Genomic DNA, 25926 nt, shown 5'->3' with positions numbered 1-25926 from the left:
GCCAGGTCGCCCGGCGCGATGACCGCGCGGTCGTTGGCGCGTGTGATGACGTCGCCGCGGCGCAGGCCCTTTGTGCCCGCATCGGAGGACTGGTCGACGTTCTCGACCAGGGCGCCCTTGATGTCGGCGGGCAGGTTCAGGCGGTCGCGGCTGGTGTCGTCCAGCAGGCCGACCAGCATGCCCAGGACCGGCGCGCGCGGCCCGCTCAAGGCGCCCGGGGCCGTGCGGCCAGGGCCGGCGCCGGAGCTGTCGTTGGCCGCCAGTTCCTTCTCGGACGGACGCACGCCCGAGCGGATGTCGATCGTGCGAGGCTTGCCGTCGCGGATCACGGCCAGGTGCAGCACGTCGCCGGCGCGGACGCGGGCCACCTGGCGGGTCAGCTCGGATGAGCTCTTGATGCTCGAGCCGTTCACCGAGGTGACGATGTCGCCGACCTGCAGGCCGGCCTTCTGCGAGGGGCCGCCGGCGGAGATGTCGGCGACGATGGCGCCCTTCTGGTCGGCGATGCCCGCGGCCTCGGCCATCTCGGGCGTGAAGTTCTGGATCGTGGCGCCGATGTAGCCGCGCTGGATCTTGCCGCCGCCGATCAGCTGCTTGGTGACGCTGTCGGCCACGTCCGCGGGGATGGCGAAGCCGATGCCGACCGAGCCGCCCGAGGGCGAGAAGATCGCCGTGTTGACCCCGATCACCCGGCCGTAGACGTCGAACGTCGGGCCGCCAGAGTTGCCGCGGTTGATGGGCGCGTCGATCTGGATGTAGTCGACGAAGGTCTCGCCGATGTCGCGACCATAGGCCGAGACGATGCCGGCCGTCGCCGTGCCGCCCAGCCCGAAGGGGTTGCCGACGGTGATCACCCAGTCGCCGACCCGCGGCTTGCCGGCGCCTTCGAAGTTCACGAACGGGAACGGGCCGTTGCGGCCCTTGATCTTGATCACCGCCAGGTCGGTGGCTTCGTCGCGGCCGACGACCACGGCGTCGAGCTCGCTCTCGTCCTTGAGCACGACCTTGATGGTCTCGGCGTTCTCGACCACGTGGTTGTTGGTGACGATGTAGCCGTCGGCCGAGATGAAGAAGCCCGAGCCGGCCGACTGCTGCGTCGGCAGCTTGGGCTGGCCCTTGGGGGTGACGCCGCCCTGGGGCGAGCCGTCGCCGTCGTCATCGCCGCCCTGGCCGCCCTGGCCGCCGCGCGGCGCGAGGCCGAACGGCAGGCCCGGGATCTGGCGCAGCGCGTCGGGATCGACCCGGCTGGTCACATTGATCGACACCACCGCGGGCGAGACCCGCTCGAAGATGTCGGCGAAGGACATCGGCGCGCCGGGCGGGGGCGCGAAGATCGGGGAGGTCGAGGCCCGGATCAGGCCGGCGGGCAGCTCCGCATGGGCCGATGGAAGCCGCATGCCCGCGCCCGCCACGGCCGCGGCCATGACGCCGGCGCCGGCGACTGCGCCCAGGAGGTAACCGGTCTTCTTGGAAGTCATCAGTCTTCGTTTCCCTGCGCATGGCCCCGGGGGAGCGGGCCGCGCCCTTACAAACTAGGGCGGATGCACCGAAGTGCAACGCCCCTCAAGTTACGTGTAGGTCACCCTAGGCTCGTCTTCACGTCCAATATTAGGCGCAAACGTGTCAGGCTGTTTCATCCTCGATCAGGCGCTGAACGCGCGCCGCCTCCGCCGGGTCCAGTTCGGCCTCCGGGCCGGGCTTGCGCAGGCGGATGGTCAGCAGCATCAGACCCGCCAGCACCACCACGAACGGGCCACCCCAGAGCGCCAGATTGCCGAGATTGAAGCCGGGGGTGAGCAGCACGAACTCGCCGTAGCGTTCGGTGAGGAAGGCCTTGATCTGGGCCTCGCTCCGCCCCGCCTTGACCTGCTCGCGGACGATCTGCCGCAGGTCGTGAGCGAGGTCGGCCTCGCTGTCGTCGATGGACTCGTTCTGGCAGACCAGGCAGCGGACATCGCGGAAGATCTCGCGGGCCTGGGCCTCCTGGGCCGGGTCGGGCAGGCGCTCGGCGGGGTCGGAGGCGGCGGCCAGGCAGGCCACGCCGGCCAGCGCCGCCAGCAGGGCCCGCAGCCTCACGCCGGCTGCTCGCGGCGGCGGCCGACGCCCATCCGCAGGCGGCGGTCCGACAGCGAGACCAGGCCGCCCAGGGCCATGATCACCGGGCCCAGGAAGATCAGGCTGGCCCAGGGGTTCCAATACGCGCGGACCAGCCAGGCCGTCGCCGCCCCGCCGTCGCGCCGCTCGCCCAGCACCAGGTAGATGTGGCTGGCGCCGCGATAGCAGATGCCCACCTCCGAGGTGGTCTGGCCGCCGGCCGTGTAGAGCCGCCGCTCCGGCTTGACCTGGCATATCGGCCGGCCGTCGCGGGTGACCGTCATGGTCGCCTGGTCGGCGTCGTAGTTGGGGCCGGCCACCGGTCGCACGCCGTCGAGGGTGACGTGGTAGGCGCCGATGTTGAGCGCCCCGCCCTGCTGCAGCGCCTCGGCGGCCTCGACCTTCCAGGCGGTCTCGAACACCGCGCCCATGACGAAGACCCCCAGGCCCAGGTGGGCCAGGGTCATGCCCCAGGCGCCGCGCGGCAGGCCGGTCATCCGCCGCCAGGTCTCCGCGGCCGGGACCCGGAAAGCCCGCGTGCGCTCGACGATCTCGGTGACCGCGCCGGCCACCAGCCAGCCGCCCAGGCCGACGCCCACCGCGCCCAGCGCCTTCCTCGGGCTGACGAGGGCCACGGTGAGCAGGGCGACGCCGGCGGCGATCAGCACCGCCACCCACAGCCGCTGGACCACGCCGCGCGCGTCGCCGCGCTTCCAGGCCAGCAGTGGGCCGGCCGGGACCAGCACCAGCAGGGCGGCCATGAACGGCACGAAGGTCAGGCTGAAGAACGGCGGCCCGACCGAGATCGACTCGCCCGTCATCGCCTCGCGGATCAGCGGATAGAGGGTGCCCAGCAGGACCGTCATGGTGGCCGCGGCCAGCAGGATGTTGTTGAGCACCAGGGCGCTCTCGCGGCTGATCGGGGCGAACAGGCCACCCTGCGCCAGGCTGGGCGCGCGCCAGGCGAACAGGGTGAAGGCCAAGCCCGAAGTGACCCCCAGGATGATCAGCAGCAGCACGCCGCGGGTCGGGTCGACCGCGAAGGCGTGGACCGAGGTCAGCACGCCGGAGCGCACCAGGAAGGCGCCCAGCATCGAGAAGGTGAAGGCCGCCAGCGCCAGAAACACCGTCCAGCCGGCCAGCGCACCGCGCTTCTCGGTGACCACGGCCGAGTGCAGCAGGGCGGTGGCGATCAGCCAGGGCATGAAGCTGGCGTTCTCCACCGGGTCCCAGAACCACCAGCCGCCCCAGCCCAGCTCGTAATAGGCCCAGAACGCGCCCAGGGTGATGCCGACGGTGAGCAGGCTCCAGGCGGCCAGCGCCCAGGGCCGTACCCAGCGCGACCAGGCCGCGTCGATCCGGCCCTCGATCAGGGCGGCGACCGCCAGGGAGAACACCACCGACATGCCGACATAGCCCGCGTAGAGGAACGGCGGGTGGACGGCCAGCGCAGGGTCCTGCAGCAGCGGGTTGAGCGAGCGGCCCTCGACCGGCGGGGCGATCACCCGCAGTAGCGGGTTCGAGGCGAAGACCGTGTAGGCCAGGAACACGCTGCCCAGCACGCCCTGGGTGGCCACGGTCATGGACCGGATGCCGCGCGGCAGGGTGCGGCCCAGGCCCGCCGCGGCGGCGCCGAACCCGGTCAGGGCCAGGCACCACAGCAGCATCGAGCCCTCGTGGCTGCCCCAGGTCCCGGCCACGCGGTAGAGCAGCGGCTTTTCGGTGTGGGAGTTGGCGGCGACGTTGGCGACCGAGAAGTCGGAGACCACGAAGGCATGCATCAGCGCCGCGAACGCCGTGGCGACCGCGATGAACGCCGCCAGGGCCGCGCCCTCCCCGGCTCCGGCCAGGGCCGCCGAGCGGCGCAGGCGGCCGGCCACGCTGAGCGCGACCTGGACGATCGAGAGCCCCAGCGCCAGGATGAGCGCGAAGGCGCCAGCCTCCACGATCATGTAGGGCCGCCCTTGCCCACCCCGTAGCCGGGGGAGGCCGGCGCCTGGCCATCGCCGCGCCAGTCGCCCTGTTTCTTCAGCGCGTCGGCGACTTCCTTGGGCATGTACTTCTCGTCGTGCTTGGCCAGCACCCGGCTGGCGACGAACACCCCGTCGCCGCGATAGGTCCCCTCGGCGACGATCCCCTGCCCTTCGCGGAACAGGTCCGGCAGGGTGCCCTGGAAGACCACGTGGTCGGCGGAGATCCTGTCCTGCACGTTGAACTCGACCAGGCCGTCGGGGTGCTTGACCACCGAGCCGGTGGTGACCAGCCCGCCCAGCTGGATCGACTGCCCCGGCCGCGGCTTGGCCGCCGCCGCCTGGGAGGGGGTGTAGAACAGCGAGATCGAGCCGCGCATGCCCCACAGCGCCAGCCCGATGGCCACCACCACCACCGGCGCGATCACCGAGAACAGCAGCAGGCGGGTGCGCGCCTTGCGCGACTTGGGCAGGAAACTCATGGCTTGGGCTCCGTGCGGGCGGCCTCGTCGAGCTGGTCCAGGATCTGCGGCGCCTTGGCGTAGCGCGCCCGCGCGCTGGCGTGGGCGGCGTCCCGCTTGGTGGTGTCGCCGAGCACGGCATAGGCGCGGACCAGCCGCACCCAGCCCGCGGGATCGTCGGGCCTGGTCTCCAGGCGCGCCGCCAGGCCGGCCACCATCCCCTGGATCATGGCCAGCTGCTGCGGGTCGGCGGTGACCACGGGCTTGCCCTCCAGGCGGGAGATCGCGGCCTGGACCTGGGTGCGGCGCGGATCGGCGGCCGGCAGGTCGGCGGCCAGCGCGGTCAGGTCGGCGATGGCGCCCGGCCGGTCCCCGGCGTCGGACTTGGCGCCGGCCAGGAAGTAGCGGGCCGCGGGGTCGCCGGGCTGCAGGACCAGCCGGCGCCGGAAGGCGGCCGCGGCATCCGCATCGACCTTGCCGCCGGCCTCTGCCACCTCGGCCTGGCCCAGCATCAGCCAGATGTCGGCCCGTTGCGGGGCGAGGGCGGCGGCGCGGCGCAGCGCGCGGACGGCGGCGATGGGGTTCTGCGAGGCGCTCTCGGCCAGGCCCAGCAGGCGGAAACCCTCGGCCTCGTTCGGCCGTTGCGCCGTGGCCTGGCGCAGCACCGCGGCGATCTCCGGCGCCTGCAGGGCGCCGAGGTCGGAATGCTGCCACCCGGCCAGCCGCTGGGCATAGGGCTGGTCGGCCATGCCCGGCGTTCCCAGCTTGAGGTAGAGACCCAGCGCCAGGGTCGGCACCACGATCGCGGCCAGCAGCACCAGCCGCCGCGCCCCCGGATCGGCGTTCCAGGCCTGGACCGGCGCCTCGGCGGCCGCCAGCAGCCGGCGGGCGGCCTCGGCGTGGGCGCTTCTGCGCTCGGTGTCGCCCATCAGGCCGCGCTCGGCCAGTTCGTCGATCTCGGTCAGCTGGCGGCGGTAGAGCGCGGGCGCGGGATCGGCGACGCCGGCCTCGGCGGAGGCTCCGGCGGCGCGCATCAGGATCAGGCCTGCCGCGGCGGCGGCGAGAACGCCGGCCACAGCCCAGAACAGCAACATGGCCGGGCGTGTAGCCGAAAGCTCAACGCTGCGCGAGGGGGACTGTGGTCGCGTGGGGTGTCGCCCTCACGGCTGCTCATCCCGGCGAAGGCCGGGACCCAGATGGAACGGCCAAGATGTGGGTTCCACGGGCTCCGAGCCACTCCGGCCCGTTGCTGAGCTAAGGGATCTGGCTCTCGGCCTTCGCCGGGATGAGCGGGGTTGGAGGTGAACACCCGCACCCGCCGACCGGCGTCCTTAACCCTCCGCCTCGTGATGCTCCGGATGCAGTGCCGTGTGGGCGCGGCGGCGGATCAGGTCGCCGGCCTTTTCGCCGATCACCAGGTGGTTGAAATCGGCGGCGATCTCCAGGAAAGCGGCGGCGATCGCCACGTCCTCGACCTCGCCGGTGCGGATCAGGTCCAGCACGTCCTCGACGTAGTGGGTGATGAACTCGCTGAGCTTGTCGACCACCTTGGCGCGGGTGGACGAGAAGCCGCCGTAGTTGGCCGTCGTCCGCAGCTCGTCGCAGAACGACAGCAGGGTCATGGCGCGGGCCACCAGCCTGGGCTCCGGCGGGGTGTTGAGCCGCGGCATCGCGCGGCGGGCGCGGGACTGGCGCGAGGCCGCGCCCATCGGCAGGGCCTCGATGGTCGCCTTGTCGGCCTCGCGCAGGCGGCCCTCGACCACATTGGCCAGGCTGGCGCGCTGCTTCACCACCCGCAGGCCCCACCCCTGGTCGCGCTGCAGGTCCATGCAGGTCTCGAGTTCCAGCACCTGCTGGACGACCAGCTCGGCGCGCTTGGCGCAGGCGCGGCCGACGACTGCGCCCTCGTCGGCGTTCAGGCGGCCAATGTCGGCCAGGGTCTTGTCCACGTCCTCGAACACCGCCTCGCCGAAGCCGGCAAGTTCGCTGTCGCGCAGGTAGCGCTCGGTGGGCTTGTCCATCACCGCGGAGATCACCCGCAGCACCATCCAGGGATGGGCCAGTTGGGCGGCCAGCATGTGGAAGAACCGCGGGCCGGCGTCGTCGGCGATCTCGACGGCGTCCTTGTAGGCGAGCCGCGCCGCGGCGGCGGTCTCGCCGCCGGCGTGGGCGATCCACTCGGGCAGGCGCTGGGTGGCGCGGCGCACCACCGGGGCGAGGTCGAGGCAGCTGGCCAGCAGCGCGGCGCCGTTCGGGCTATGTCGGTCGCAGGCCTCGGCCACGGCGCGGAACTCCGGCGCCGCCCCGTCGCGCAGCGCGATCGCCGCGGCGGCGACCAGGCTGTCGTACACGGCCAGCACCACGGCGGCCGGCGCATCCTCGGCCGGGTTTCGGGCCTCTTCCACGAGGTCGGGGCGCAGCGCGCGCAGGCCCTTCCAGATCAGGGTCAGCGCCCGCGACGGAAAGGTCATCAGCCGGCCGTCGCCGCTGGCGACGCACATGGGGGCGATGGGCTGCAGGACGGCGTTGCGGAGCGTCCGGTCGAAGACCTCGCACTCGACCAGCCGGCGCACGCCCCCCAGGGCGGTGTCGTCGGCGGTCTGGGCCAGGGCCTGCTGCAGGCTGCCCACGACCTTGTCCGGCGCGGTTTCCACCAGCATCCGGACGATCTCGATCTTGCGCTCGGTCAGACCGGGCATGAGCGTGTCGGCTCCGGCGGCTCCTCAGGCCGAAACCATGGCTTCCGGCGGGTTAAGGCTTTCCGAAGCTTGGGCTTTTCAGGCGCTGGCGCACGGCAGTTCGACTGCGACAGAAAGTCCCCCCAGGGCCGAATCCCCCAGGACCAGCGACCCGCGATAGGCGCGCGCCAGCTCGTCGACGATCGACAGGCCCAGGCCCGAGCCCGGCGCGTTCTCGTCCAGCCGGGCGCCGCGGCGCACCACCTCCGCGCGGCGATCCGGCGGCAGGCCGGGGCCGTCGTCCTCAACCGTCAGGCGCAGGCGCTCGGCGCCGAGCGCGACGGCGCGCACCCGGACCTTGCCGCTGCACCACTTGCCGGCGTTCTCCATGGCGTTGCCGGCGATCTCCATGAAGTCCTGCCGCTCGCCCTGGAACCACAGGTCGTCGGCGGCGTCCCAGTCGATGGCGACCCCCTTGTCGCGGAAGATGCGCTCCAGGGTGCGGGCCAGCTCGTCCAGCACCTCGGCCACCGAGGTCCGCTCGCCCTGGCCCTGGCTGCGGGCGGCGGCGCGGGCGCGGCGCAGGTGATGGTCGACCTGCTGGCGCATCACCTCGGCCTGGCGGGTGACCACCTCGGCCAGCGGACCGGGGCGCTGGCTGGACTCGGTGATCATCACCGAGATCGGGGTCTTCAACGCATGGGCCAGGTTGCCGACGTGGGTGCGCTGGCGCTCGACGGTCTCCTGGTTGTGCTCGACCAGGGCGTTCAACTCGTCGGTCAGCGGGCGCAGTTCGGACGGATACTCGGCCTGCAGGCGCTCGGCCTTGCCGCGCCGCACCTCGGCCACCTCGAGGCGCAACTGGAACAGCGGCCGCAGGCCCACCCGCACCTGGATCACCACCGCCCCGATCAGGCCAAGGCCCAACAGCAGGCCGGTGACCGCCGTCGCGGTGAAGAAGTTGCGCACCTCGCGGTCGATGGGCGAGCGGTCCTCGGCGGCGATGAAGATCACGGGCGCCTTGCGGCCGTAAAGCGTGGTCCAGCGGGCCAGGGCGCGGACCCGCTCGCCCGGCTGCGGGCCGGCGGTGTCGAAGGCGACCGGCTTCTTGGGGTTGGCCCGCAGTCTGGCCCCCAGGTCGGCCGGGGTCTGCAGCTCGGTATCCCACAGCGAGCGCGAGCGCAGGTCCTGGATGGCCTGGACCTGGCCGTCGGCGGCGGGCTCGGCGATGGTCCAGTAGCGGCCGGAATAGACCCTGAGCGCCCGCAGGTCGGTGAGCGCCGGGGCCAGCACCTTGCCGTCCTCGATGGTCGAGCCGGCGATCAGGTTGTCGACCAGGTCGGAGAGGTTGGCGTCGAACCGGCGCAGCGCCGCCTGCTGGAACAATAGCGCCAGCACGACGGCGGAGATCGTCAGCGCCGCGAAGCTCCAGCCGACGGCCAGCAGCACCAGCCGGCGGGCCAGCGAGGGGCGTCGCAGGCCGTCCAGCGTGGCCGCCCAGGCGCTCATCCCGGGTGGCTCACGTCTTCGCCGCCTCCGCGTCGACCTCGTCGGCGGGGCAGACCAGGCGGTAGCCGAGGCCGCGCACGGTCTCGATCCGCTCGGCGCCGATCTTCTTGCGCACCCGGCCGATGAACACCTCGATCGTGTTGGAATCCCGGTCGAAGTCCTGGTCGTACAGGTGCTCGACCAGCTCCGTGCGGCTGATCACCCGTCCCTGGTGCATCATCACATAGTGCAACAGCCGGTACTCCAGCGAGGTGAGCCGCAGCGGCTCGCCGTTGACGCTGGCGCGCGCCGCCCGCGGGTCCAGCCGCAGGCCGCCGCAGGCCAGGCTCGGGCTGGCATGACCGGCGGAACGCCGCAGCAGGGCGCGCAGGCGGGCCAGCAGTTCCTCGGTGTGGAACGGCTTGGTCAGGTAGTCATCGGCCCCGGCGTCGAACCCGGCCACCTTCTCGCTCCAGGCGCCGCGGGCGGTGAGGATCAGCACCGGTGTGGCCATGTTTTCGCGCCGCCAGCGCTCAAGCACCGACACCCCGTCCACCTTGGGCAGGCCCAGGTCGAGGATGATGGCGTCATAGGGTTCGGTCTCGCCCAGGAACTGGGCTTCCTCGCCGTCGGGGGCGTGGTCGACCGCATAGCCGGCGTCGCCCAACGCCAGCTTGAGCTGCCGCGACAGGTCCGGATCGTCTTCAACCAGCAGGATGCGCACGGGGCGTTCCTTCTCCTCAGATGGGTTATTGGCGGCCGATGACCTGGCCGCTTTCGGCGTCGACAACGAAGACCGTGACCCGGCCGTCCGCCATCTGCCACTGGACGAAATAGGCGGACCGGCCGCCCTGGTCGCCCATCGTGGTGTTCAGGTGACGGCCCGGATAGCGGCCCGCAAGCATGGCCAGAACGCGCGCCAGCGGAATCTGTCGGCCGGACTTCACGCCCTCACGCGCCTGGTCCTGGTCGCCACGCCCCGCGCCCAGCACCGGACGGCCCTGGTCCTGAGCGGCCGCGGCGACGGGCGCCGTGGCGGCCGCCAGCAGCACGGCGAGGGCGAGGAAGCGTTTCATGACAGGCCCGTTCTACTGGCCCCGGACTGAACCTGGGCTGAACACCGATCTTGGCTGCGGTTAGCTCTAGCCCTAGCCCAGCTTCGGCCCAAGCCTAACCCCTTCGGCGCGGCGAATAGGGCCGCTTCGCCTTCTGATCCTCGGCGAAGGCCTCCAGGGCCGCGTCCGGCGGGTCCGGCAGGGTGACTACCAGGCGGGCGAACAGGTCGCCGCGCTGGCCCTTGGCGTCGGCCATCCCGCGGCCCTTCAGGCGCAGCCGCGCGCCGGTGTTCGCGCCCTTCGGCACGGTCAGGGTCACCGGGCCGTCGGGCGTCGGCGCCTCGACCTTGCCGCCCAGCACGGCGTCGTACAGCGTCACCGGCAGGTCCATGACCAGGGCGTCGCCCTCGCGGCGGTACATCGCGTGGGGCAGGATGGCGATCTCGATGAAGGCGTCGCCGGCCCCCGAACGGCCGGGCGAACCCTGGCCCTTGAGCCGCAGCGTCTGGCCCTCCTGGGCGCCCTTGGGGATGGTGACGTCGATGGTACGGCCGTCGGAGAAGGCGATCCGCTGCTTGCCGCCGCGGATGGCGTCCACCAGGTCGATCTCCAGCCTGGCCCGCACGTCGGCGCCACGCTGCGAGAAGCCGCCGAAGCCGCCCCCCGCGCCGCCCGGCCGCCCGCGCCCGCCGCCGAACATCTCGCCCAGGATGTCGCCCAGGTCGCCGCCCTCGAAGCTCTCGTTGCGGAAGCCGCCGCGGCCGCCCGGGCCGCCCTGGCCGGTGAAGCCGCCGCCCTGGGGTGCGCCCCACTGACCGCCGCCGCCGCCCGGAAAGCCGCCGCGGCCGGTGTCTCGGCCGTCGGCGTCGATCTCGCCGGCGTCGAACTTCTTGCGCTTGTCGGCGTCGCCGACGATGTCGAAGGCGGCGCTGACCCGCTTGAACCGCTCCTCTGCGGCCTTGTTGTCGGGGTTGGTGTCGGGGTGATGCGCCTTGGCGAGCTTGCGGAACGCCTTGCGCACCTCGTCCGAGGTCGCTGTCCGGGCCACGCCCAGTTCCTGATAGGGGTCGCGCGCCAAGCTCGTCAGAATCCCTGAATGACCATGCAGATGGTGTGAGTACTAGATTGGCGCGGGAGTTCCGTCACGCAAGGCGAGGTGTGACGATTTTGCCACAACGTTCTCCTCCCTCGCCCCGAAGAGGACGGGGGAGGTGGCTCAGCGCGAAGCCATGAGACGGAGGGGGCGCAAGGCGGCCGACTCCGAGCTTGAGGCCTCGCCCCCCTCCGTCCGCTTCGCGGCCACCTCCCCCGAAATGTTCCCTTCGGGGGAGGAGCCCTAATCCTCGCCCCGCTCGTCGATCAGGTCCCAGGCGGCGAATTCGAGGGCGTCCTCCGGGTCGGCCAGGACTTCTTCGCTGATGGTCTGACCGCGGATCGAGACGCCGGCGCGGTGGACGCTCTCGGGGTCGCCGCTGACCAGGGGGTGCCAGTCGGCCAGGCCGCGGCCCTCGTGGATGCGGCGGTAGCCGCAGCTCTTGGGCATCCACTGCAGCGCCTCGATGTTGTGCGGCGTCAGCTTGATGCAGTCGGGCACATGCGTGTCGCGCTCGGCGTAGTTCGAGCACCGGCAGGCGTCGGGGTCGAACAGCTTGCAGTGGACCCGCGTGGGGAATACCTCGCCGCTGGCCTCATCCTCGAAACGGACCAGGCAACAGAGGCCGCAGCCGTCGCACAGGCTCTCCCACTCCGCGACGGTCATCTGCGTGAGCGATTTGCGGCGCCAGAAGGGTTCCCCAGTCATCGCGGGGGTTTAGGCCCGTGACGCCCCGCACAGAAGCGCGAACTTGCGCTGCGCCGCGCAACCTCTATGTCAGCGGCCCACATGAGAGCCCCCATCCTCGCCCTGAAGGACGTCCGCCTGGCGGACGGTCCGCTGATGCTGTTCGACGGCGTCGACCTCGCTATCGATGCGCGAGTGCGCGCCTGTCTGGTCGGGCGCAATGGCGCGGGCAAGTCCACCCTGCTGCGCATCCTGGCCGGCCAGATCGAGGCCGATGGCGGCGAGCGTAACCTCACCACCGGCACGACCATCGCCTTCGTGCCCCAGGAGCCGGAGATCATAGGCGCCACCCTGCTTGACCACGTCACCGCCGGCGGCGCCCCCGACTACCGGGCGGAATCGGCGCTATCCGACTTCGGCCTCGACCCCGCCAAGCCGGCCACCGGCCTCTCCGGCGGCGAGATCCGCCACACGGCGCTGGCCCGCGCCTTCGCCGAAGAGCCCGACGTCATCCTGCTGGACGAGCCGACCAACCACCTGGACATCCTGGCCATCGAGACCCTGGAGGCCGAGCTCGCCCAGTCCAAGTCCGCCGCCCTGATCGTCAGCCACGACCGCGCCTTCCTGGAGCGGGTGACCAAGCGCTGCTTCTGGCTGGAGTACCGGCAGGTGAAGCGCCTCGACGACGGTTTCGCCGCCTTCGACGAGTGGTCCGACCGGATGACCGCCGCAGAGGCCGAGGAGGCGCGCCGCCTCGACCGCTACATCGAGCGCGAACAGCATTGGATGGCCCGCGGCGTCACCGGGCGCCGCGCGCGCAACGAGGGCCGCCGCCGCCGGCTCGACTCCCTGCGCCAGGACAAGGTCGATCGCCTGAAGGATACCCGCTCCGAGCTCAACATGGGCATCGCCAGCTCCGGCGTTTCCGGCAAGCGGGTGGTCGAGGCCAAAGGCATCTCCAAGGCCTTCGGGGCCAAGGTCCTGCTGAGCAATTTCTCGACCCGCATCCTGCGCGGCGACCGCGTCGCCGTGGTCGGGCCGAACGGGGCCGGCAAGACCACCCTGGTGAAGGTGCTGCTTGGCGAGATCGCGGCCGACTCCGGCGAGGTCAAGCTCGGGACCAACCTGGAGGTCAACTACATCGACCAGGCCCGCGCGACGCTGAAGCCCGACATGACCTTGCGCGACGTCCTGCTGCCGCTGGGCGGCGACCACGTGCTGGTGCGCGGCGAGCCGCGTCACGTGATCTCTTACGCCAAGGACTTCCTGTTCACCGAGGCGCAGCTTCGCCAGCCGGTGAAGAGCCTGTCGGGCGGCGAGCGCAACCGCCTCTTGCTGGCCCGCGCCCTGGCCAATCCCGCCAACGTCATGGTGCTGGATGAGCCGACCAACGACCTCGACATGGATACCCTGGACCTGCTTGAGGACCTGCTGGCCGACTACGAGGGCACCCTGATCCTGGTCAGCCACGACCGCGACTTCATCGACCGGCTGGCGACCTCGACCATCGGGCTGGACGGGACCGGGCGCGCGGTGGAGACGCCGGGCGGCTGGCAGGACTTCCTGAGCCAGAACCCGGGCTTCTTCGGCGGGCGCGTGGCCCGCGAGCCGTCACGGGCCGCCGTAGCCAAGGCCCCGCCGCCGAAGCCCGCCGCCAAGCTGACCTACAAGGACCAGCGCCGGCTGGAGGAACTGGAGGCGCTGATCGCCGCCATGCCCGCCAAGCTCGCCGCCATCGAGGCCGCCATGGCCGACCCGGGCCTCTACGCCCGCGACCCCGCCGCCTTCGACCGCCACAGCCGCGCCCTGGCGGCCGCGCGCGTCCAGCTGGCCGCCGCGGAAGAGGAGTGGCTGGCCCTGGAGGAACGCCGCGAGGCGCTGGGAAAGTAGTGGGGCAAGCTTTCCTGTGGACCGACTTCTCCCTTTGATGATCCTGTCAAAAATGACAGTCGAGCGACAGTTATCCACCGGTTGCGCACCGGGTTTTGACAGCTCTGTCACATAGCGCCCGGCCGGCCCGCTTGCGCGTCCAAGGGTCCGGGAGCATCGTCCCCTTGCCGACAGGAACTGCGGCGCGGCGGACGGAGAGGCTGGCGACAGCGGACCCCGAAGCAAGCGAGCGGAGTGTCCCGCCCAAGGCGAGGAACCGGGGTAACCCGCGACCGGACTGGAAGGTTTGGCATCGGCGGCCAGGGAAGACACGGGGCAACCCGAGACTGAACCGGCGGTTGGCCTAGAGGCGCAGGTCCCCCAACGGATCTGTATGAGAGGGCGGGGTTTCGGGCAACCGAAGCGCCGCCCTCTTGCTATGCGCGGTTGGGTGCTTGGAAGCGTCGCCGCAGCACCCTAACCTCCGTCCCTCAAGTCGAGGGAGCCTCATGAAAGCCTTGCGTACCCTGGTGCTGGCCGTGGCCGCGTTGCTGGCCGCCTGTTCGCCGGCCACGCCGGACAAGGCGCCGGCCGCCGGCGCCCCCACCGTCATCCGCTTCGCCACCGACTGGCGGGCCGAGGCCGAGCACGGCGGCTTCTATCAGGCGCTGGCCTCGGGCGAGTACGCCCGGCGCGGCCTCGACGTGAAGATCATCCAGGGCGGGCCCGGCGTGAACGTGCCGCAGCTGATGGCCGCCGGCGCCGTCGACATGGGCATCGGCTCCAACGCCTACATCGTCATGAGCCTGGCGCAGGAGAAGGCGCCGGTGAAGGCGGTGGCCGCCTTCATGCAGAAGAACCCGCAGGTGCTGATCGCCCACCCGGACGCTGGGATCGAGAAGGTCGCCGACCTGAAAGGCCACCCGATCCTGCTGTCGGACGCCTCGGTTTCGACCGTCTGGATGTGGATGAAGGCCAGGTACGGCTTCGCCGACGACCAGGTCCGCAAGTACAACTTCAGCTCCGCCCCGTTCCTGGCCGACAAGCGCGCCGCCCAGCAGGGCTATGTGACCTCCGAGCCCTACACCCTGGAGAAGGAGGCCAAGCTGAAGCCCAAGGTGTTCCTGCTGGCCGACGAGGGCATGGGCGGCTACGCGACCCTGGCGCTGGCCACCGACAGCCTGATCGCCAGGAACCCGGCCGCGGTGAAGGCCTTCGTCGAGGCCTCGGCCAAGGGCTGGCATGACTATCTGAACGGCGACGCCTCGGCCGCCGACGCCCTGATCAGGAAGGACAATCCGGAAATGACCCAGGACGTCCTCGACCAGGCCCGCGCCAAGCTCAAGAGCTACCGGATCGTCGAAGGCGACAAGGGCCTGGCCCTGGGGACCATGACCGAGGCCGAGTGGAAGGCGTTCTTCGACACCGGCGTGGCGCAGGGCCTCTATCCCAAGACCCTGGACCCGAAGACCGCCTACACCCTGGCCTTCTCGCCCAAGTGACTTCCTTGCGGCGATCCAGGCTCCTCCTCTCCCCCCGCGAAGCGGAAAGGGAGAGGGTTGGGAGAGGGCCGGCTGGGCCTCTCAGTCTTTGCCACTGGCCACCCGAGGGCCCGCGGCGGCGGCGCGCATGGGTCATGGCTGGACCAACCGCGGATCACCGCCGCACGCGCCGACCCTCTCCCTACCTTCTCCCTCTCGCTTCGCGGGGGAGAGGAGACCGCGCGCAGGGTGCGGCGTGAGCGTTGCCGCGCTCACCGACGTCGCGGTCGACTACGACCGCGGTCCCGCCCTCGGCCCCATCAGCCTGAGCATCGGCGCCGGCGAGGCCGTGGCGCTGGTGGGGCCATCGGGGTGTGGCAAGTCGACCGCGCTCAGGCTGCTGGCCGGGCTGGAGGCGCCGACCCGGGGCGAGGTCGTGCGCGCGCCCGGCCGGGGCGAGACGGCGGTGGTGTTCCAGGCGCCGACTCTGGCGCCCTGGCTGTCGGCGGGGGCCAATGTGGCCCTGCCGCTGGAGCTGGCGGGGATGGCCAAGGCCGAGGCGCGCCGCCGCGCCGACGCGGCCCTGGCGCGGGTGGGCCTGGCCGGCGCGGAGGCGGCGCGGCCGGCGCAGCTGTCCGGCGGTATGGCCATGCGGGTGTCGCTGGCCCGCGCCCTGGTCACCGACCCCAAGCTGCTGCTGCTCGACGAGCCGTTCGCCGCCCTGGACGAGATCACCCGCCGCGCCCTGGCCGACGATGTGCTGGCGCTGTGGGCGGCGTCACGGCCGGCCATCGTGTTCGTGACCCACAATGTCGAGGAGGCGGTCTACATGGCCTCGCGCGTGGTGGTGCTGAGCCGCGGTCCGGGCCGCATCGCCGGGGACTTCGCGGTCGAGGGGCCGATGCCGCGGCCGGCCCACTTCCGCACCCACGCCGGCTTCCGGGCGGTGGCGGAGCAGGTCTCCGCGGCCCTGGCGCAGGGGGTCGCAGGATGATCCGCCTGGCGCCGGTGATCCTGACGGCCCTGCTACTGGCGATCTGGGAGGTCGCCTGCCGGGCGCTGCACGTCGCACCCTACTTCCTGCCGCCGCCGTCGGGCGTGGCGGTGGCGCTGCGCGACGACTTCCCGGTGCTGCTCGCGGCCGCCTGGCGCACCCTGTCGACCGCGCTGATCGCTCTGGTGCTGGCCAGCCTGATCGCCCAGGCCCTGGCCATCGTCACCGCCCTCAGCCCGATCCTCGACCGGGCGATCCGGCCGCTGGCCTCGGTGGTGCAGGTGACGCCGGTGATCGCCATCGCGCCCCTGGTGCTGATCTGGGCCGGGCTGGACCACCCGGAGCGGGCGCTGGTCAGCCTGGCGGTGTTGGTGGCCTTCTTCCCGATCTTCTCCGGGGCCGCGGCGGGGCTGCGCTCGGCCGATCCGGACCTGGAGCGGCTGTTCGCCCTCTATGGCGCGGGCCGCTGGCAGAAGGTGACGCGCCTGCGTCTGCCCTCGGCCGTGCCGTTCCTGCTGGAGGGCCACAAGGTCGGCGCGGGCCTGGCCCTGATCGGGGCTGTGGTGGCCGAGTTCAGCGCCGGCAGCGGCGGCGTGCGCGGCCTGGCCTGGCAGATCCTGGACGCCAGCAACAAGCTGCAGACCGCCCGCATGATCGCCGCCCTGGTGGTGCTGGGCGCCATGGGCGTGGCGCTGCACGCCCTGCTCGAGGCCCTGGAACGCGTCGGCCTGAAGTGGTGGCGCGGGCGTTAGCTCTGCGAAGCCTCGCGTGCGCTCAGGCGTTCGATGGCGTCAGTGGCCAGCACGCTGAGCGAGCGCAGGCCGTGGTCGCCGAACACGTCCAGGGCGGCGTCGAGGGCCATCAGGGCGGCGGCGCGTTCGCCGCGATCCTCGCCGGTCATGCCCATGCGGGCCTCGTACAGCCGCGCCAGGTGCAGCTGGGCCAGGGCCCAGCCGACCGGGTCCTTGCGCGGCGACAGCGCGGCCAGCTCGATCTTCATCGCCGCCTCGGCCGCGTCCAGCACGGCGCGGTCGCCGCTGATCTCGGCGGAACGGGCCAGGCACAGGGCGCGCGCGCCGGCCGCCAGGCCGCGCAGCGGCAGGGTGGCCGCGTCGCGCAGCACCAGGCCGGCGCGGTCGTAGCAGCTCACCGCGTGTTCGAAGGCCCGGGCATCGCTGGCCGACTCGCCCAACGCCTGAAGCGCCTGGGCCAGGGCCACCTGGGTGCGGGCCCAGTCGAGCGGGCTGTGGTCGCGGGTCAGGTTGTCGAGCGCCATCGCCAGGGCGCCGGCCCCGGCCGCCAGCGAGTCGACATCGCCCATCGCCTCCCCGCGCAGCGCCAGGGCCTGGCCATGCATGATCTTGGCGCGGGCCCAGGTCAGCGGCTCATAGGCGCTGTCCAGCCGCTCGCCGGCGGTCGAGGCCTCCAGGGCCGCGGCCTCCAGCAGGTCGGAATCCTTCAGCCGCGCCCCGAACCCGGCCAGCAGGTCGGCGCGGATCAGCCGGGCCTCGGCGGCCAGGGCGCGGGCGGCGGTGACCCGCTTGGCGATGCCGTCCAGCGCGGCGATCGGGGCGGTGAACCGGCCGGCCAGGGCCCAGGCCTCGGCGGCGTCGGCCTTGTCCAGCACGCGGCGGCCCTCGATGGCGATCAGGCCCACGTCGGCCAGCGGCGCGGCCAGGCCGCCCTTCACATTGGTGCGGGCGTCGCGGAAGGCGATCTCGGCGGCGGCGTTCAGGCCCGGGTCGCCGAAGATCTCGGCCCCCAGCAGGGCGCAGAACGCCTGTTCGCAGCGGGCGCGGGCCCAGCCGTCCATGCGATGCGTGGCTTCGAAGCCAGCGGCGGCGGTCTCGGCCCCGGCGGCGGCCTTGCGCAGCGCCACGGCGTCGCCGGTGCGGCGGGCAACCTCGCGCCAGACGATGGCGGCCTCCAGCCGGCGGCGCGGCTTGTCCTTGGCGCTGATCCGGCCCGCGGCGACGTCGCAGGCCTTGGCCTCCTGCGCCAGCAGCCGGGCGTCGAGCAGCTCCAGCAGGGAGGAATCGCCCCCCGTCAGCCCATCGGTCGGGGCTTTCGCCCGGTCGGAAGCAAAAAAGCGCTTCAGTTCGCGGCCCAGTTCGAACATCGAACGGCTCCGAACCCGATCGCGTCCCACCTTGGAACGCGCACTCCGGGCATTGATGGAACACAGCAAAGCCGGAGCCGCGCGGTTTAACAAGTCCTTAACTTGCATCGTATGGTTAACGGACGTCTTCAAGGTGCGCAGTAAAGGGCGGAATATTCACAGATTCCCGGCGGCCGTTTGTTAACCTTTAGCCGAGAACCTATGGGCTGTTCCTTTCCCTCCCCTTCATGGGGAGGGAAAAGTTACGCGGTGATCGGACCGGGCCCCTACCCGAAGATCGCCGCCTGTTCCTCGGCGCTCAGCACCCGCCAGGCGCCCGGCTCCAGCGCCGCCGGCAGCTCCAGCCCACCGATGCGGTCACGGTGCAGGGCCACGACGTGGTTGCCGACTGCGGCGAACATCCGGCGGACCTGGTGATAGCGGCCCTCGGTGATGGTCAGGCTAGCCTCGCGGTCGCCCATCGGCTCCAGGAGCGCCGGCGCGAGCGGGTCCGTCTCCCCGTCCAGCATCAGGGTCCCGGCGGCGAAAATCCCAGCCTCGTCCCCGGTCAGCGGGCGATCCAGGGTGGCGACGTAGCGCTTTGCGATGTGGCTGCGCGGCGAGATCACCCGGTGCAGGAACGGCCCGTCGTCGGTGATCAGCAGCAGGCCGGAGGTTTCCTTGTCCAGCCGGCCGATGGACGACAGCGCCGGCATCCGCGCCCGCCACCGCCGTGGCAGCAGCTCGTAGATGTTGCGGCCGGCCTCGCGGTGGGAACAGACCACGCCCAACGGCTTGTGCATCAGCACCGTCAGCGGCGCCAGCGGGTCCAGCGGCTGGCCCACGACCGTCATGCGGGCGGACAGGTCGGGCGTGAGCGCGATGCGCAGGCCGGAATCCCGCAACTCCACGCCGTCCAGCACCACCTGACGATGCGCCACCAGGTCGCCGACCTCGCGCCGCGAGCCGTAGCCCAGGTTGGCCAGCAGGCGGTCCAGCCGCGCCATTGGGGCCTTCTGCGGCGCCTTCTGCGGCGCCTTCCGGGGGACCTCGCCGCTCACTTGCGCGCCTCGATGATCTTGTAGCCGCCGGCGTCGGCCCGCACCTCGGCCTTGGCGAAAGCGGCGGCCAGCGGCGCCTCATAGGGCAGGTGCCGGTTGGCCACCAACCAACAAACGCCGCCCTTGCGCAGCATCCGCGCCGCCGCGCCGATGAAGGCCACGCCCAGGTCGCGATCCTCGGTCCCACCGTCGTGGAACGGCGGGTTCATGACCACGAAGTCGAGGCCGACCTCGTCCATCTGCCGCACGTCGGCCCAGCGGATCGTGGCGCGCGGGTCGTCCAGATTGTGCTCGGCGCAGGCCACGGCGCGGCGGTCGATGTCGACGCAGGCCAGGGCCGTGACCTCCGGCGAGGCCAGCACGCGGGCCGCCAGCAGGCCCACGCCACAGCCGAGGTCGGCCCCCTGCCCCTTCAACGCCGGCAGCAGCTCGATCAGCCGGGCGCTGCCGGGATCCAGCCGGTCCCAGCTGAACACCCCGGGCTGCGACCAGGCGCCCAAGGCCGGGACCCGCCGCGGCGCGCCGGCGGCGATCGCCGCGTCTACGTCGCGCGGCTCGGCCGGTCGCGCGGCGCGGCAGAAGCGGTGGTGCCGCCGCGCGTCCTCGCTGACCGCGCAGCCGAACCCCTCCAGCGCCTTCCTCAGCCGACCGCCGCCCTTGTCCTTCGGCGCGAACGCCAGCAGCGATCCGCCCGGCCTCAACACCCGCAGCGCCTGGGCCAGCACATAGTCCCGCTCCACCGTCCCGCCGGGGGCCAGCACGGTCGCCGCATCGACGCTGCCGTCAGCGATCGCCGCCAGATCCTGCGATCCCGGCATCAGCGGCGACACCTGCACGGCGCCCGCCGGGACCTCGACAAGGCCGGGCGCGGGGGCGCCGTAGAGGAGGACAGCGGTCATCTTACTGCCCGCCGCTTCGCACGGGAGGCAAGAGGCGAGCGACACCAGCCACGCCCCTACGCCCGTTCCTTCGACCGCTCGAAGCGCACCTTGGGGAAGCGCTCGGCGACGTAGCCCAGCTCCCAGGTCGACTTGGCGAGGAACACCGGCTGGTCGTCGATGTCGACGCCCATGGCCGAGCGGTGCTTGCTCATGAAGTCTTCCAGGTCGACGCGTTCGCCCAGGATCCAGCGCGCTTCGGCGAACGGCGCCGCCTCGAAGATCACGTCCAGCTGGTATTCCTCGCGCAGCCGGTCGGCCATCACCTCGAACTGCAGCTGCCCTACCGCCCCGACGATGAAGTCGGCGCCCATGGTCGGGCGGAACAGCTGGGTGACCCCTTCCTCCGCCAGGCTCTCCAGCGCCTTCTTCAGGTGCTTGGCCTTCAGGGGATCCTTCACCCGCACCCGCTGCAGGATTTCCGGCGCGAAGTTGGGCAGGCCGGCAAACCGGAGACTCCCACTCTCGGAGAGACTGTCGCCGACCCTGAGCACGCCGTGGTTCGGGATGCCGATGACGTCGCCGGCATAGGCCTCCTCGGCCAGCTCGCGGTCGGAGGCGAAGAACATGGTCGGCGCGTTCACGCTCAGCTGCTTGCCGGTGTTCTGCACCTTCAGCTTCATGCCGCGGGCGAACCGGCCGGAGCACAGCTTGAGGAAGGCGATCCGGTCGCGGTGGTTGGGGTCCATGTTGGCCTGGACCTTGAACACGAAGCCGGTGACCTCGCGGTCGCCGGGCGCGACGTGGGTCTCCTCACCGCCCTTGGTGGCCTTCACCGACTTGGGCGGCGGGGCATAGGCGCCCAGGCCTTCCAGCAGCTGGTCGACGCCGAAGTGGCGCAGCGCCGAGCCGAAGAACACCGGGGTCATGTGGCCTTCCAGGAACGCCTGCGGGTCGAAGGCCTTCAGGCCGCCCGCCGCCAGCTCGGCGTTCTCGCTGAGCTCCTCCTGCTCGTCCGGGTCGAGGTAGCTGACGATCGCGTTGCCCTTGAAGGCGATCGGCGCCGGGTGCCCCTCGTCGTCGTCCTTCGCCCCGCCGACCCGCTTGTGGAATGGCAGGAACTGCTGGCGCCGCAGGTCCAGCATCCCCTTGAACCGCCCGCCCGAACCGGCCGGCCAGTAGAGCGGCGCGGGGTCCAGCTGCAGCTTGGACGCCACCTCGTCCAGCAGCTCGAACGGGTCCTGCGCCTCGCGGTCCATCTTGTTGATGAAGGTGATGATCGGGATGTCGCGCAGCCGGCAGACTTCGAACAGCTTCAGCGTCTGCGGCTCGATCCCCTTGGCGGCGTCCAGCACCATCACCGCGGCGTCGGCGGCGGTGAGCGTGCGGTAGGTGTCCTCCGAGAAGTCTTCGTGGCCCGGGGTGTCCAGCAGGTTGAACATCAGCCCGGCGTGGTCGAACGTCATCACGCTGGCCGAGACCGAGATGCCGCGCTCGCGCTCGATCTTCATCCAGTCCGAGCGCGTGCGCCGGTTCTCGCCGCGCGCCCGCACCGCGCCCGCCGCGCGAATGGCCCCGCCGGCCAGCAGCAGATTCTCGGTCAGCGTGGTCTTGCCGGCGTCGGGGTGCGAGATGATCGCGAAGGTGCGCCGGCGGGCGGCCTCGGCGGCGGGAGAGGTGGTCATTTGCAGCCCCTAGCAACTCGACGTGGCTGGACGCAAGGAAAACACTCAGCTATTTTCTCTGCATGTTGCAATGGAACGCAAGATGACCAGGTTGCTTCGCCGCCGCGCCCTGCCCGATGGTCGTGTCGAACTGTTCACGCCGAAGAAGAATGAGGACGGTTACTACATATTGGCCGACCGCGCCGTGGATGCGCAGCACAACAAGGCCGCCAACCAGTTTTTCGTCCGCGATCTGGACGCCGTCGTCGCGCGGATCCGGCGCGGCGGCGTCAGCCTTCGAATGCAGGGCGAGATCACCGGACAGTCGAACCTGATCAGCGCCCGCGAGATCGAGATCGAGGATGATTCCCGCAAGCCCTCCGAGGCCGCCAGTCCGACGGAGGATGATCCCTTCGCCACCTTCAGCGAATGGACAAGCGAGGCGGACGAGGCCGCGTACGCGACGCTGTGACCTTCGAGCCCTTCGACGTTGTCGTCCTGCCCTTCCCCTACAGCGACCGGCTCGCGGAAAAGCGGCGGCCGGCGCTCGTGGTCTCCGCCGCGGGCATGGGCGCGAGCCTGGAGCGGCTATGGGTGGCCATGATCACCACCGATCGTGACCGGCGCCTGTTCGGGGACGCCTCGATCGGCGACCCCGACGCGGCCGGCCTGCCCGCCGCCTCGATCATCCGCGCCAGCAAGATCGCGACCATCGAACTCACCCATGTGGTCCGGCGCGCCGGCCGGCTGGCCACCGCCGATCAGGACGCCGCCCGCCTGGCGCTCAAGGCCTGCGCCGGCTTCTGAACCTTGGAACGCGCGGCCTTGCGGTCGAATGCGGCTCGGTTCTACCTTTGATCCACGAAGGGGTTGGATATGGCCGAATTGACGATAGAGCCGAAAGGCCGGGTCACTCTGACCATGGATCTGCTCGACCACCTTGGTGTTCGCCCGGGCGAAAAGCTGGTCCTTGAGCACCTGCCGAGCGGCCGAATTGAAATCTCCAAGGCTCCGAAAGCGGAACGGGCCGAGGAAAGCGAACCGTAAGCCCCACGCTGTCAGGAGATGGCATCCCTCCTCCTCGATGGAGGAGGGGCAGGGTGGTGGTGTGGCCTCTGGGTCGACACAGAACCCCTCGGACGGCTCCGATTAGTAAGATCAGTTGACGATCGACGCAGCCGGTTGCCTCTCACCCCGGCTCCACCGGCTCCACCAGGAAGTGGCGGCCCTCGCGGTCCTCGATCTCCACCACCCAGACGTCGGGGTCGATGCGGACGGCGCGCTCGATGTAGCGGTCGAGGTCGGGCTCCGAGGTCGAGGCGGCGGGCTGCATCCAGACGCGGTCGCCGTCGCCGCGGGTGGCCTCGGCCAGCAGGCGGGCCGTGCCGTCGGTCCGGTTCAGTACCTTGACCAGCACCGCGCCGGCCCGCGGGTCGCCCTTGCGCGCCACCACGGCGAAGCCGCCGCCGATCTCGACGCGGCGGATCAGGGCGCCAACCCAGATGTCGGTGGACAGCAGCATCGCGCGAGCATGAACTGGTAACCCTGCCCGTCAACGGGCGCGCAACCCTTCTTCGCTACTGCTGCCATCTCAGACGGCCAAAAAAGGCCGCGGTTTGATGGTGGACGAATGACCAGCACGCGCAGAAGCGCGCAGCCGGCGTCTCCGTGGACAGGTCTGATCGGCGCGGCCCTCGTGGCCCTGCCCGGGGCTGCGCTCGCGCAGCCGTCGGACCTGTTCTACGAACGTGCGGTGATGAGCGCGGCCGATACCCGTTGCAGCCTGTTTACGCCCGAGATCTCGGCGGCCCTTGCGGCCTCCGCGGCCCAGGCGCACGGCGCGGCGCTCCGGGCCGGGACCGATCCGAAGTCCCTGGACAGCCTCCGGCGCACCGCCCAGATGCGGGCCGCGGCGGTGAACTGCCAGAGCTCGGACGTCACTGGACCGGCGGCCCGGGTGCGCTCGGCCTTCGCGGGCTATCAGCGCATCAGCCGCATCGTCTATCCGGGCAGCCTCTCGGCCTGGAGCGCCGACCGCGGGATCGGACGCACCGCGCGCTGGCGCCTGGCCCAGAGCTCGCCGTTCGGGTCGAACCAGATGATCTTCGGCCTCGCCGGCCGCGAGGGCGCCAGCGCCCTGGTGGCGGTGGCCGACTTCGCCGACAACGCCGCGCCCTATTCCGCGCGGCTGGTGCTGCGCGATGGGTCGCGCACCTCGGGCCCCTACCTGGACAACCGCCCCCACACCCCGCTCAGCAGCAAGCTGCCCCCGCGCGCGGCGACCCGGATGTTCATGGCCGAGGCGCGCGGCGGGGCCGAGGCCGAACTGCTGCCCAAGGGCTCCGAGGGCGCCTGGGCGTTCCGCTTCCCGGCCGCGGCGGCCGAGGCCCTGGCCGACCTCGACCCGCGCGAATCCGTGGCGGTGGAGTTCCTGTTCGGCGGCGACCACGTGCGCACCGCCTATGTGGAGGTCGGCGACTTCGCCGCCGGCCGCGCCTTCCTGCAGCTGGCCTCGCGCAGCGCCCGCACGACGCTCGCCGACTAGGCGGCCCCTAATAGGGCGCGCCATCCTTGTGCGTGAAGCGGCCGTGCGCGTTGGTGCTCATCAGGTCGATGTCGGAGCAGATGGTGACGTCGGCCGGCGCGCGCGCGCCGACTTCGAGATAGACCGCCATCGCGCCCGACCGGTTGATCATATGGTGGCCGTCGCCGGCGTTCTTCGGAAACGCCGCGCAGTCGCCGGAGCGCAGCACGGTCTCACCGCCATCCTCGACCAGTGTCAGTTCGCCGGCGAGCACATAGACGAACTCGTCCTCATGGCTATGCCAGTGGCGCTGGCTGGACCAGTTGCCCGGCGGCAGGCGCATGAGATTGACCCCGAAATCCGCGAGCCCGCCGGCGTCGCCGAGCCGCTGCCGCACGCGATCGGCGCAGGGGGCGTCGAAGGGCGGCGGATAGCCAGAGCCCTTGCGTTCGGGCGCGGCGGCGATGTCGATCTTGGGCACGGCGGTCTTCTCCCTACCCCTTGCGGCGTTCCAGCAGGGTTTCCGGGGGCGCGACGCGGGCGGTCAGCACCGGCAGGCGGACACTGACCGAGGTGCCGTCGCCGACCGAGCTTTCCACCGCCATCTCGCCGTTGTGCAGCCGGGCGAAGGCGCGGACCAGCGACAGGCCCAGGCCCGATCCCGCCGCACGCTGCTCGGCGTCGCCGGCCTGTTCGAAGGGCCGGCCCAGCCGCTCAAGGTCGCCGTCGGCGATGCCGACCCCGGTGTCGGCCACGGCCAGCTCCAGGATGTCCCCGCTGGCCTGGAGGGTGACGGTCACCGAGCCGCCGCGCGGGGTGAATTTCAAGGCGTTGGAGATCAGATTCAGCGCGATCTGCTTCAGCGCCCGGCGGTCGGCGTCGGCGAACAGCGGCCCGATCGGCAGCACGCCGCGCAGGTTGACCCCCGCCCGCTCCGCCTGGCCGCGCATCAGCCGCAGCACCGCCTGCACGGCCTCGCGGGCGTCGAAGGTCTCGATGCTGAGCTCGAACCGCTCGGCCTCGATCTTCGACATGTCGAGCACGTCGTTGATCAGCTCCAGCAGGTGGCTGCCGGACTCGTGGATCAGCTCGGAATATTCGGCGTAGCGGTCGCCCAGCGGGCCGAACAGCCGCTGCCGCATGATGTCGGAGAAGCCCATGATGGCGTTGAGCGGCGTGCGCAGCTCGTGGCTCATGTTGGCCAGGAAGCGCGACTTGCCGGCGTTCTGCTGCTCGGCCGAGAGGCGCGCGGCGTCCAGCCGGCGTTCGCGCGACAGCTGCTCGCGGGCGTCGCGGACCGCGGCCACCAGCCCGCCACCGTCGCCGGCGCGCAGCATGATCTCCAGCCAGCCCTCGGGGTCGTCGGGGGTCTCGACATAGACGCTGGCCTGGCCGTCGTGGGCCGCGGCGTGCAGGGCGGCGGCCAGGGCGGGCAGGTCGCGCTCGGCCACCAGGCAGCCCAGGCTGCGGCCCTCCAGCTGGGCCGGGGCCACGCCGCCGATCGCCGCACCCGCCGCCGCGCCGACCCGGCCGCCGCGGTCCAGGGTGGCGAGCAGCAGGGGCTGGCGGCCCAGCAGGTCCAGCACCTCGTCGGCCCGCGCCCGGCGGCGGCCGTCGCGGCGCACTGCGCCCTGGAAGCCGATCAGGCCGGCGGCGAAGCCCACCGTCGTGGTGGCGAGCGCCAGCAGGCTGAGCCAGGGGGCGGCAGCCGGCGCCGCGGCCGGGAGGGCGAACAGCGTCGCGTCGAGCGTGGAGACCGCCGCGGCGGCCAGGGCGGCGGCCGCTCCCAGCGCCAGCAGGTCGCGTCTGCGGAAGGCGGTGGCCGCGGCGG

Annotated in this window: 26 protein-coding genes; 8 read left to right on the top strand and 18 right to left on the bottom strand. The window is 71.7% G+C overall.

Annotation, left to right across the window (positions count from 1 at the left end; genetic code table 11):
* The 11 genes from Q0R13_RS16215 to Q0R13_RS16165 all read right to left on the bottom strand — a co-directional run.
* Positions 1–1478, bottom strand: a 1478-nt coding sequence (locus tag Q0R13_RS16215; protein WP_293905784.1) for a trypsin-like peptidase domain-containing protein, incomplete at its 3' end; no start/stop codon positions are given.
* 145 nt (positions 1479–1623) lie between these two features.
* On the bottom strand, positions 1624–2076 hold the full coding sequence (locus tag Q0R13_RS16210) for a cytochrome c-type biogenesis protein (RefSeq protein WP_293905782.1): 453 nt from the start codon (positions 2074–2076) through the stop codon (positions 1624–1626).
* Positions 2073–4046, bottom strand: coding sequence for a heme lyase CcmF/NrfE family subunit (locus tag Q0R13_RS16205; RefSeq protein ID WP_293905780.1), 1974 nt, complete (start codon positions 4044–4046; stop codon positions 2073–2075). The genes Q0R13_RS16210 and Q0R13_RS16205 overlap by 4 nt, the downstream gene beginning before the upstream one ends.
* A complete protein-coding gene (ccmE, locus tag Q0R13_RS16200) occupies positions 4043–4546 on the bottom strand; it encodes a cytochrome c maturation protein CcmE (RefSeq protein WP_293905778.1) in 504 nt (167 codons plus the stop codon). The genes Q0R13_RS16205 and ccmE overlap by 4 nt, the downstream gene beginning before the upstream one ends.
* Positions 4543–5619 carry a c-type cytochrome biogenesis protein CcmI gene (ccmI, locus tag Q0R13_RS16195; RefSeq protein ID WP_293905775.1) on the bottom strand — a complete coding sequence of 359 codons (1077 nt, stop codon included), beginning with the start codon at positions 5617–5619 and terminating at the stop codon, positions 4543–4545. The genes ccmE and ccmI overlap by 4 nt, the downstream gene beginning before the upstream one ends.
* Before the next feature lie 237 nt (positions 5620–5856).
* On the bottom strand, positions 5857–7224 hold the full coding sequence (locus tag Q0R13_RS16190) for a hypothetical protein (RefSeq protein WP_293905773.1): 1368 nt from the start codon (positions 7222–7224) through the stop codon (positions 5857–5859).
* A gap of 78 nt (positions 7225–7302) precedes the next feature.
* Complete coding sequence (locus tag Q0R13_RS16185) at positions 7303–8712, bottom strand: ATP-binding protein (RefSeq protein WP_293905771.1); 1410 nt, start codon at positions 8710–8712, stop codon at positions 7303–7305.
* 10 nt (positions 8713–8722) lie between these two features.
* Positions 8723–9415: a response regulator transcription factor gene (locus Q0R13_RS16180; RefSeq protein ID WP_293905768.1), complete on the bottom strand. Its 693-nt coding sequence runs from the start codon at positions 9413–9415 to the stop codon at positions 8723–8725.
* Between the two features lie 25 nt (positions 9416–9440).
* On the bottom strand, positions 9441–9767 hold the full coding sequence (locus tag Q0R13_RS16175; RefSeq protein ID WP_293905765.1) for a hypothetical protein: 327 nt from the start codon (positions 9765–9767) through the stop codon (positions 9441–9443).
* Between the two features lie 94 nt (positions 9768–9861).
* The gene (locus Q0R13_RS16170; RefSeq protein WP_293905762.1) at positions 9862–10824 is read right to left on the bottom strand and encodes a DnaJ C-terminal domain-containing protein; all 963 of its coding nucleotides are present in this window, start codon (positions 10822–10824) and stop codon (positions 9862–9864) included.
* Between the two features lie 258 nt (positions 10825–11082).
* A complete protein-coding gene (locus tag Q0R13_RS16165; RefSeq protein ID WP_293905760.1) occupies positions 11083–11547 on the bottom strand; it encodes a YcgN family cysteine cluster protein in 465 nt (154 codons plus the stop codon).
* 81 nt (positions 11548–11628) lie between these two features.
* On the opposite strand from Q0R13_RS16165, the gene Q0R13_RS16160 reads away from it, so the two are divergent.
* The 4 genes from Q0R13_RS16160 to Q0R13_RS16145 all read left to right on the top strand — a co-directional run bounded on the left by Q0R13_RS16160 (position 11629) and on the right by Q0R13_RS16145 (position 16622).
* Entirely contained in the window at positions 11629–13416 is a 1788-nt protein-coding gene (locus tag Q0R13_RS16160) for an ABC-F family ATP-binding cassette domain-containing protein (protein ID WP_293905758.1), read from the top strand.
* A 488-nt stretch (positions 13417–13904) separates the two neighbouring features.
* On the top strand, positions 13905–14897 hold the full coding sequence (locus tag Q0R13_RS16155) for an ABC transporter substrate-binding protein (RefSeq protein ID WP_293905756.1): 993 nt from the start codon (positions 13905–13907) through the stop codon (positions 14895–14897).
* A gap of 235 nt (positions 14898–15132) precedes the next feature.
* A complete protein-coding gene (locus Q0R13_RS16150) occupies positions 15133–15870 on the top strand; it encodes an ABC transporter ATP-binding protein (protein WP_293905753.1) in 738 nt (245 codons plus the stop codon).
* Entirely contained in the window at positions 15867–16622 is a 756-nt protein-coding gene (locus tag Q0R13_RS16145; protein ID WP_293905751.1) for an ABC transporter permease, read from the top strand. The genes Q0R13_RS16150 and Q0R13_RS16145 overlap by 4 nt, the downstream gene beginning before the upstream one ends.
* Here Q0R13_RS16145 and Q0R13_RS16140 read toward each other — a convergent pair.
* From Q0R13_RS16140 to Q0R13_RS16125, 4 genes are all read right to left on the bottom strand, one after another.
* Positions 16619–17989, bottom strand: coding sequence for a hypothetical protein (locus Q0R13_RS16140; RefSeq protein ID WP_293905749.1), 1371 nt, complete (start codon positions 17987–17989; stop codon positions 16619–16621). The genes Q0R13_RS16145 and Q0R13_RS16140 overlap by 4 nt on opposite strands.
* Positions 17990–18255: 266 nt before the next feature.
* Positions 18256–18975, bottom strand: coding sequence for a 16S rRNA pseudouridine(516) synthase (locus Q0R13_RS16135; protein ID WP_293905786.1), 720 nt, complete (start codon positions 18973–18975; stop codon positions 18256–18258).
* A 50-nt stretch (positions 18976–19025) separates the two neighbouring features.
* On the bottom strand, positions 19026–19928 hold the full coding sequence (locus tag Q0R13_RS16130) for a methyltransferase (RefSeq protein WP_293905747.1): 903 nt from the start codon (positions 19926–19928) through the stop codon (positions 19026–19028).
* Between the two features lie 56 nt (positions 19929–19984).
* The gene (locus Q0R13_RS16125; protein ID WP_293905745.1) at positions 19985–21592 is read right to left on the bottom strand and encodes a peptide chain release factor 3; all 1608 of its coding nucleotides are present in this window, start codon (positions 21590–21592) and stop codon (positions 19985–19987) included.
* A 22-nt stretch (positions 21593–21614) separates the two neighbouring features.
* Between Q0R13_RS16125 and Q0R13_RS16120 the strand changes: the two genes are divergently transcribed.
* The 3 genes from Q0R13_RS16120 to Q0R13_RS16110 all read left to right on the top strand — a co-directional run bounded on the left by Q0R13_RS16120 (position 21615) and on the right by Q0R13_RS16110 (position 22618).
* A complete protein-coding gene (locus Q0R13_RS16120; RefSeq protein WP_293905743.1) occupies positions 21615–22043 on the top strand; it encodes a hypothetical protein in 429 nt (142 codons plus the stop codon).
* Positions 22040–22378, top strand: a complete 339-nt coding sequence (locus tag Q0R13_RS16115) for a type II toxin-antitoxin system PemK/MazF family toxin (RefSeq protein ID WP_293905741.1) — start codon at positions 22040–22042, stop codon at positions 22376–22378. The genes Q0R13_RS16120 and Q0R13_RS16115 overlap by 4 nt, the downstream gene beginning before the upstream one ends.
* Positions 22379–22447: 69 nt before the next feature.
* Positions 22448–22618: a hypothetical protein gene (locus Q0R13_RS16110; RefSeq protein WP_293905738.1), complete on the top strand. Its 171-nt coding sequence runs from the start codon at positions 22448–22450 to the stop codon at positions 22616–22618.
* A 142-nt stretch (positions 22619–22760) separates the two neighbouring features.
* Here Q0R13_RS16110 and Q0R13_RS16105 read toward each other — a convergent pair whose 3' ends face one another.
* Entirely contained in the window at positions 22761–23093 is a 333-nt protein-coding gene (locus Q0R13_RS16105; RefSeq protein ID WP_293905735.1) for a DUF1491 family protein, read from the bottom strand.
* A 174-nt stretch (positions 23094–23267) separates the two neighbouring features.
* Between Q0R13_RS16105 and Q0R13_RS16100 the strand changes: the two genes are divergently transcribed.
* Positions 23268–24116, top strand: a complete 849-nt coding sequence (locus Q0R13_RS16100) for a hypothetical protein (RefSeq protein WP_293905732.1) — start codon at positions 23268–23270, stop codon at positions 24114–24116.
* 7 nt (positions 24117–24123) lie between these two features.
* Here Q0R13_RS16100 and Q0R13_RS16095 read toward each other — a convergent pair whose 3' ends face one another.
* Together Q0R13_RS16095 and Q0R13_RS16090 are read right to left on the bottom strand one after the other, a co-directional pair.
* Positions 24124–24576 carry a cupin domain-containing protein gene (locus Q0R13_RS16095; protein WP_293905731.1) on the bottom strand — a complete coding sequence of 151 codons (453 nt, stop codon included), beginning with the start codon at positions 24574–24576 and terminating at the stop codon, positions 24124–24126.
* Between the two features lie 13 nt (positions 24577–24589).
* Positions 24590–25926, bottom strand: a 1337-nt coding sequence (locus Q0R13_RS16090; RefSeq protein WP_293905730.1) for a HAMP domain-containing sensor histidine kinase, incomplete at its 5' end; no start/stop codon positions are given.

The sequence above is a fragment of the Phenylobacterium sp. genome (assembly GCF_025351295.1).
Lineage (GTDB): Bacteria > Pseudomonadota > Alphaproteobacteria > Caulobacterales > Caulobacteraceae > Phenylobacterium.
Note: the sequence above shows the minus strand (reverse complement) of the source record. Positions and strands in the feature narration are given on the sequence as shown.

Bases quoted from the DNA above. Each gene is read 5' to 3' on its own strand.
- Q0R13_RS16205 (WP_293905780.1), bottom strand. From the start codon at position 4,046: ATGATCGTGGAGGCTGGCGCCTTCGCGCTCATCCTGGCGCTGGGGCTC.
- ccmE (WP_293905778.1), bottom strand. From the start codon at position 4,546: ATGAGTTTCCTGCCCAAGTCGCGCAAGGCGCGCACCCGCCTGCTGCTG.
- ccmI (WP_293905775.1), bottom strand. From the start codon at position 5,619: ATGTTGCTGTTCTGGGCTGTGGCCGGCGTTCTCGCCGCCGCCGCGGCA.
- Q0R13_RS16190 (WP_293905773.1), bottom strand. From the start codon at position 7,224: ATGCCCGGTCTGACCGAGCGCAAGATCGAGATCGTCCGGATGCTGGTG.
- Q0R13_RS16185 (WP_293905771.1), bottom strand. From the start codon at position 8,712: ATGAGCGCCTGGGCGGCCACGCTGGACGGCCTGCGACGCCCCTCGCTG.
- Q0R13_RS16175 (WP_293905765.1), bottom strand. From the start codon at position 9,767: ATGAAACGCTTCCTCGCCCTCGCCGTGCTGCTGGCGGCCGCCACGGCG.
- Q0R13_RS16165 (WP_293905760.1), bottom strand. From the start codon at position 11,547: ATGACTGGGGAACCCTTCTGGCGCCGCAAATCGCTCACGCAGATGACC.
- Q0R13_RS16160 (WP_293905758.1), top strand. From the start codon at position 11,629: ATGAGAGCCCCCATCCTCGCCCTGAAGGACGTCCGCCTGGCGGACGGT.
- Q0R13_RS16155 (WP_293905756.1), top strand. From the start codon at position 13,905: ATGAAAGCCTTGCGTACCCTGGTGCTGGCCGTGGCCGCGTTGCTGGCC.
- Q0R13_RS16145 (WP_293905751.1), top strand. From the start codon at position 15,867: ATGATCCGCCTGGCGCCGGTGATCCTGACGGCCCTGCTACTGGCGATC.
- Q0R13_RS16140 (WP_293905749.1), bottom strand. From the start codon at position 17,989: ATGTTCGAACTGGGCCGCGAACTGAAGCGCTTTTTTGCTTCCGACCGG.
- Q0R13_RS16135 (WP_293905786.1), bottom strand. From the start codon at position 18,975: ATGGCGCGGCTGGACCGCCTGCTGGCCAACCTGGGCTACGGCTCGCGG.
- Q0R13_RS16130 (WP_293905747.1), bottom strand. From the start codon at position 19,928: ATGACCGCTGTCCTCCTCTACGGCGCCCCCGCGCCCGGCCTTGTCGAG.
- Q0R13_RS16125 (WP_293905745.1), bottom strand. From the start codon at position 21,592: ATGACCACCTCTCCCGCCGCCGAGGCCGCCCGCCGGCGCACCTTCGCG.
- Q0R13_RS16110 (WP_293905738.1), top strand. From the start codon at position 22,448: ATGGCCGAATTGACGATAGAGCCGAAAGGCCGGGTCACTCTGACCATG.
- Q0R13_RS16105 (WP_293905735.1), bottom strand. From the start codon at position 23,093: ATGCTGCTGTCCACCGACATCTGGGTTGGCGCCCTGATCCGCCGCGTC.